We start from the raw sequence: 1,910 nt of genomic DNA, 5'->3' as shown, positions 1-1,910 counted from the left end.
GCGAGCGGGAAGGTCACACCGCAGCCCTTGCACTGAATTCCGCGATACGTCTGGCCGGGCTGGTGAAGGGTCATCGGCGTCTCCTGCCTGTCATGACGAATCTACCGCCGAGCGGTCTGTTCCGTCAAGTATATAACTGCCTCAGATTGTCAAGAACAAAACGAGAACACATAGCCATTGCCGCCCGCCCCTAAGGGCTCTCCAAGAGGTATCGGCCCGCGTTAGCTCGGCTCCTTGATCCGCCAGGTCGCCCCCGTCGGCCCGTCCATCACCTCTACATTCAACGACGTGAGTTCGTCGCGGATGCGGTCGGCGGCGGCCCAATCTTTCGCCGCGCGCGCCTCGATGCGCTGGGCGATCAGGCCGTCGATGCGATCCTTCATGCCTTCGTCCACCCCGCCCTGGAACCAGGCCTCGGGATCGCCGGCCAGAAAACCCAGCAGGTTGGCCGCGCCCAGCAGCACCTGGCGATGATAGCGTGCCTCGCCTTCGGCGCCGTCACGTATGGCCAGGCGCAGGCGGTCGGCCAGCTCGAACAGGGCGGCGAAGGCGGCCGGCGTGTTCAGGTCGTCGTCGAGGGCGGCCATGAACCGCTCAGTGTCGGGATTGACCTCTCCGGCATAGCCCACCGACGGCGAGGCCGTGTCGCCCAGGAAGCGGTTGGCGTCCTGGACGGCGCCGTAAAGCCGGTCCAGCGCCTTCTTCGACTGCTCGATCAGCTCGCCGGTCCATTCCAGCGGCGCGCGGTAGTGGCCGACCAGCAGGGCCCAGCGCAGGGCCTCGCCCGGCGCCTGCTTCACCAGCTCATGGACCAGGACCACATTGCCCAGGCTCTTGGACATCTTCTCGTCGCCGAAGTTCAGGAAGCCGTTGTGCATCCAGTAGTTGGCGTAGCCGATGCTGTGGTCGTGGCCGGCGCACAGGCCCTGGGCCATCTCGTTCTCATGGTGGGGGAACAGCAGGTCGATGCCGCCGCCATGGATGTCGATGGGCAGGCCCAGGCTCTGCTCGATCATGGCCGAGCACTCGATGTGCCAGCCCGGACGGCCCGAACCCCAGGGGCTCTCCCAGACCGGCTCGTTCTCCTTGGACGGCTTCCACAGCACAAAGTCGGCCGGGTGCTGCTTGTAGGGGGCCACATCGACCCGGGCGCCGGCGATCATGTCGTCCATCGGCTGGCGCGAGAGCTTGCCGTAGTCGCCATAGGCCTGGGTGTTGAAGAGGACGTGGCCCTCGGCGGCGTAGGCCGCGCCGTTCTGCACCAGCCGGCCGATCATGGCGACGATGGCGTCCATGGTCTGGGTCGCGCGCGGCTGCTCGGTCGGGCGCAGGGCGCCCAGGACCGCCATGTCCTCATTATAGATCGCCAGGTAGCGGTCGGTGATCGTGTCGATCGGCACCCCTTCCTCGGCGGCCTTCTTGTTGATCTTGTCGTCCACGTCGGTGACGTTGGCCGCATAGATCACTGAATCTTCACCATAAAGTCGGCGCAGCAGGCGGAACAGCACGTCGAAGACCACCACCGGCCGGGCGTTGCCGATGTGGGCGTAGTTGTAGACCGTCGGACCGCAGACATACATCGTCACCCGGTTCGGATCCTTGGGGACGAAGGTCCGCTTTTCGCGGGCCATGGTGTCGTAGAGGGCGAGGGTCATAAGACTCTTTTTTCCAAGGTGACGCTGCGTGACGATTGCCGGACAAGGCCTTGGCCCCATATACAGATCGCTCGGACGGGAGGCCATGGGGCGATAGCGGCCCTTCTTTCGTCCTGACCTATGGGTGACACGCGTCATTTCCGGGACCATCGTCCCGGCGCAACTCAGGCCCGGGAAAGAACCGCTCACACATGGACGCTCCTAGTCGCGACCGAACCCTGATCGGCGGCGCCGATCTTGATCTTGAAGCCGTGA

General features: G+C 64.9%; 1 protein-coding gene. It reads right to left on the bottom strand.

The window, feature by feature from the left end; genetic code table 11:
* Positions 1-221 precede the first annotated feature (221 nt).
* The gene (gene cysS, locus Q8Q77_RS04105) at positions 222-1,655 is read right to left on the bottom strand and encodes a cysteine--tRNA ligase (RefSeq protein ID WP_305581452.1); all 1,434 of its coding nucleotides are present in this window, start codon (positions 1,653-1,655) and stop codon (positions 222-224) included.
* Positions 1,656-1,910 lie beyond the last annotated feature (255 nt).

Origin of the sequence: Phenylobacterium sp., assembly GCF_030698145.1 — a bacterium.
In the GTDB taxonomy this organism is placed as follows: Bacteria; Pseudomonadota; Alphaproteobacteria; order Caulobacterales; family Caulobacteraceae; genus Phenylobacterium.
This window is presented reverse-complemented; position numbering and strand designations above follow the sequence as displayed.